The sequence below is a fragment of the Nocardia neocaledoniensis genome, from assembly GCF_029868625.1.
Classification (GTDB): domain Bacteria; phylum Actinomycetota; class Actinomycetes; order Mycobacteriales; family Mycobacteriaceae; genus Nocardia; species Nocardia neocaledoniensis_A.
In genome coordinates this window covers 1-3479 of the sequence record NZ_JARWOJ010000112.1, presented here as the reverse complement: position 1 = coordinate 3479, position 3479 = coordinate 1, and the positions used below count along the sequence as shown (strand labels likewise).

3 protein-coding genes are annotated in these 3479 nt (G+C 73.2%); 1 reads left to right on the top strand and 2 read right to left on the bottom strand.

The window, feature by feature from the left end; genetic code table 11:
* The first annotated feature begins 407 nt into the window (after window positions 1-407).
* Window positions 408-1358: an arabinosyltransferase C-terminal domain-containing protein gene (locus QH270_RS07720; RefSeq protein WP_280339804.1), complete on the top strand. Its 951-nt coding sequence runs from the start codon at window positions 408-410 to the stop codon at window positions 1356-1358.
* Window positions 1359-1431: 73 nt separating this feature from the next.
* On the opposite strand, the gene QH270_RS07715 is transcribed toward QH270_RS07720, so the two are convergent.
* Window positions 1432-2586 (bottom strand): alpha/beta hydrolase, encoded by a 1155-nt coding sequence (locus QH270_RS07715; protein ID WP_280339803.1) that lies wholly within the window; start codon window positions 2584-2586, stop codon window positions 1432-1434.
* A 153-nt stretch (window positions 2587-2739) separates the two neighbouring features.
* Window positions 2740-3479, bottom strand: a 740-nt coding sequence (locus QH270_RS07710) for a hypothetical protein (RefSeq protein ID WP_280339801.1), incomplete at its 5' end; no start/stop codon positions are given.

Below are 3479 nucleotides of genomic sequence, written 5' to 3'. Positions count from 1 at the left end.
CCACCGAGCGGGCAAGGCGGCGCAAGCGCACCGGCCGGCTCATCCCCCGGCGGATCCGGGACACCCCCGAATGGGCAAGGCGGCAACTCGCCGACCACTCCTGGCACCGCGGCCCCTGGCGGCGCCTCACCGGCTGCCTCCCGGGGGGCCCCCCCCCCCCCCCCCCCCCCCGGGGCCCCCCCGGGGGGGGCCCCCCCGGAGCACCTCCGAGTGGACAGGGCGGCGCGGGCCCGAGTGACGGCCCCGCGAACGTCCCAGGCGCTGCCCAAGGCGCACCGGGTGGCGCCAACCCAGGGCCGGGCGGACCTTCGTCATCCGGCCCCAACGGATCCGCTGCCGGGAGACCCGCTCCCGGTGGCAACACCCCGGGTGGGGCCTCGCCAAGCCCTGGCGGCACCACCCCAGGTGTGTCGGGGCCTGGCCCTGGCGGCAACACCCCGGGCGGGTCGACGCCGGGCCCCGGCGGCAACACCGCAGGCGGGTCAGCCGGGCCCGGTGGCGCATCGCAAGGTGGGCCTACCGGCGGGCCGGGGGTGAATGGCAGCACCGTCGCGCTGCCTTTCGGGCTGGTTCCGGAACGGACGCCGGTGCTGGGCAGCTACTCGACCGGCGCGCCGCAGCGCACGAAGCTGACCACGCAGTGGTACCGCTTGGATCTCGCTGCCGCGCAGCAGGATCCGGCGTATCGCGTTCTGGTGCTGACCGTGGCGGGGCGGATCGAGGCGACGGCGCCGGATGGCTCGGCGATGCCGGGGCAGCGGTTGCGGGTGGAGTTCGCGCGGCGGGCCGATGACGGGACCATCACGCCGCTGGGCGAGCTAGCGCCGCCTTCGGTCGGCGGTGCGCCGGGATGGCGGAATCTGCCGATCGGGTTGGACACGGTGCCCGCCGGGACCACGGCGGCGCGGCTGGTCGCCGAGTCGGGCGAACCCGATCCGATGCGATGGCTGGCCGTCACTCCCCCGCGCCTGCCGAAGCTGTCGACGCTGAATACGCTCGTCGGCAGCACCGATCCCGTCCTCGCGGATTGGCATGTGGGACTGGCCTTCCCGTGCCAGCGCCCGTTCGACCACCGCAGCGGTGTCGCGGAGATGCCGCTGTGGCGAATCCTGCCCGACAAGCTCAACGCGCAGGTCTCCGAGACCTGGCAGGGCGACACCGGCGGCGGCCCGCTCGGCTGGACCGGCCTGCTCATGCAGTCGCGCACCATCCCCGCCTACCTGGCCGACGACTGGACCCGGGACTGGGGCGAACTCCAGCGCCTCACCCGCCTGATCGCCGCCCCACCGGCGGAACTCACGGTCCGCGAGGCGAGCACCTGGGGTTGGTCCACCGAAAGCCCCATCAGGACAGGGTGATTCACCGCCGATATAAGTCCACACAGCAGAAGACCGCCGCGCCAGGGTCGGAGCGGCGGTCTTCGGTAGCGGACTACTTCGCGGGCGGCTGGCCACCGGCAGGCGGTTCACCGGGTGCGCCCGCCGGGGGCTCGCCGCCGCCGGGCGGGGTGGCACCCGCGGGAAGCGGCTTGCCGATGTTGCGGGCCATGTCCGGCATCAGGCGGATGGCGACCTGTTCCCAGGTGCCCCAGTTGTGGATGCCGATGTCGGGGAAGTCGTAGCTGACGTTGGTGTAACCCAGTGCGGTGAGGCGCTTTTCGAAGGAACGGGTGTTGGCCAGCGCGATCGCCTCCAGCGGCATGCCCTGGGTGATCGCGTCGACCGAGGACAGGTCCTGGTCGGCGGGCTTGGCACTGCCCGCGGAGATGTAGAGGCGGGTGTTGTTGGCGATCAGCTTCTCGGCGAACCCGTACGGGTCCATCCGGTTCCACTTCGCACTACCCGCGGGCGCCATCGCCTCGATGTTGTAGCCGCCGCTGGCGATCATGGCCGCGCCGAGTGCCTCGCGCATCCCCGGCATCGTCATGTGCAGGTAACCCGACAGCGAGCCCGCGTAGACGAACTGCTCCGGGTGATAGGCCGCCATCATCAGCGCCGCACCGCCACCACTGGACAGCCCGACCACCCCGTTGCGGGTATCACTGAACCCGAGCCGCGACTTCAGCGCCGCGGGCAGGGTCTCGGTGATGAAGGTTTCCCACTTGTAGGCGGTGGTCTTGCCGTTGGTGTCCTCCCAGCCGCCGACGGCCGAGCCCGAGTCGGCACTCGGCAGCGCCGATCCGTCCGGGTTGACGCCGTTGAAGCTGCTCGGCTGGTCCCAGTCGGCGTAGAAGCTGGACTGGCCGCCGACCGGCATCACCACGTTGATGTTGAACTTCGCGATCTTGGCGGGGATATCGGTGTGCTTCTCCCAGCCGTTGAGGTCGTTCTCGGCGCGTTCACCGTCGAGCAGGTACACCACCCGGTCGGTGTTGCCGTCGACCGCGCGCACGATGCGGGTGTTGATGGTGCCCATCGACGATTCGACGGCGAAGTCGATGGCGGACGGATCGGCGTCGGCCGTCGCGGGCGCCACCGACGCGCCCAGCGGCAGCACCGCCGCGGCCACGGCCACCGCCACCCCGCGCCGGAGCCCTCGCGAGCCGTGTCGGCGCCGCAGCGCCCCTCCCATGGTTACGCCACGCATGATCGCTGTTCAGGCCTTTCCCGTTGTGCGGCTGCGCCGCTTCCCCACTCCACCCGGACGCGGCACAGCCTGCGCGCGGGTCCTGCCGGGCAGCATAGCGTGCCCGGCCCGGCCCGGACACCCTCGAAAACCGATGCGGGGCAATTCGCTTGGTCAGCCCGCGGGCTCGGCCCGGCTTACGCAGAATCCGTTCACCCCGTCGTCGAGCGTCAGCGCCACTCGTCGCGCCGCGCCGTCGACGCCGGTCACCGGCACGTCGACGGTCGCGCTCGTCGCCGATCCGCGGCCGACGGTGAGCGCCTTGTCCTCGAAACGCCGGATCCCCGACAGCGCGGTCCCGAGCTGGGCACCGGAGCACAGCAGCGGATAGTCCGGTTCGACGTCGGCCGGATTCACCGGATCGCCCACCACCCGGCTCAGGTAGCGCTCGGCGGTGTAGCGGGCCTGTTCGTCGGAGAGCACCCGCCCGCCGGGGTCGGTGACGAACGGGCAGCCGTACGCCGACCGTAATTCACTGGGCGACAAGGTGATCCGGATCGCGTCGCTCTCCCAATATGGTCCGGACACCTGGGTCTCGCCCGGCCTGAGTACCGCGTCGGCGATCCGGGCGGCATCGCCGTACATCGGGCCGATCTCGGCTGGCGGCTGGGTCCAGCACTTGCGGGTGAGCTCCGCCAGGTCGCCGTCGCGGACGTCTTCGAACCACGGACCGAGGACCGTCGCGGCGGTCGGGCTGCCGGGCACCGCGCCGATCCGGGTGGTCGGGGGGGGGGGGCCCGCCCCCCCCCCCCCCCCGGGGGGGGCCGGGCCCGCCCCCCCCCCCCCGCGGGCCCCCGCCCGCGGCGGGGGCGGCGCCCCGCCGGGCCGGGGGAGGGGCGGGCCCCCCCCCCCCC

Bases quoted from the DNA above. Each gene is read 5' to 3' on its own strand.
- QH270_RS07715 (WP_280339803.1), bottom strand. From the start codon at position 2,586: ATGCGTGGCGTAACCATGGGAGGGGCGCTGCGGCGCCGACACGGCTCG.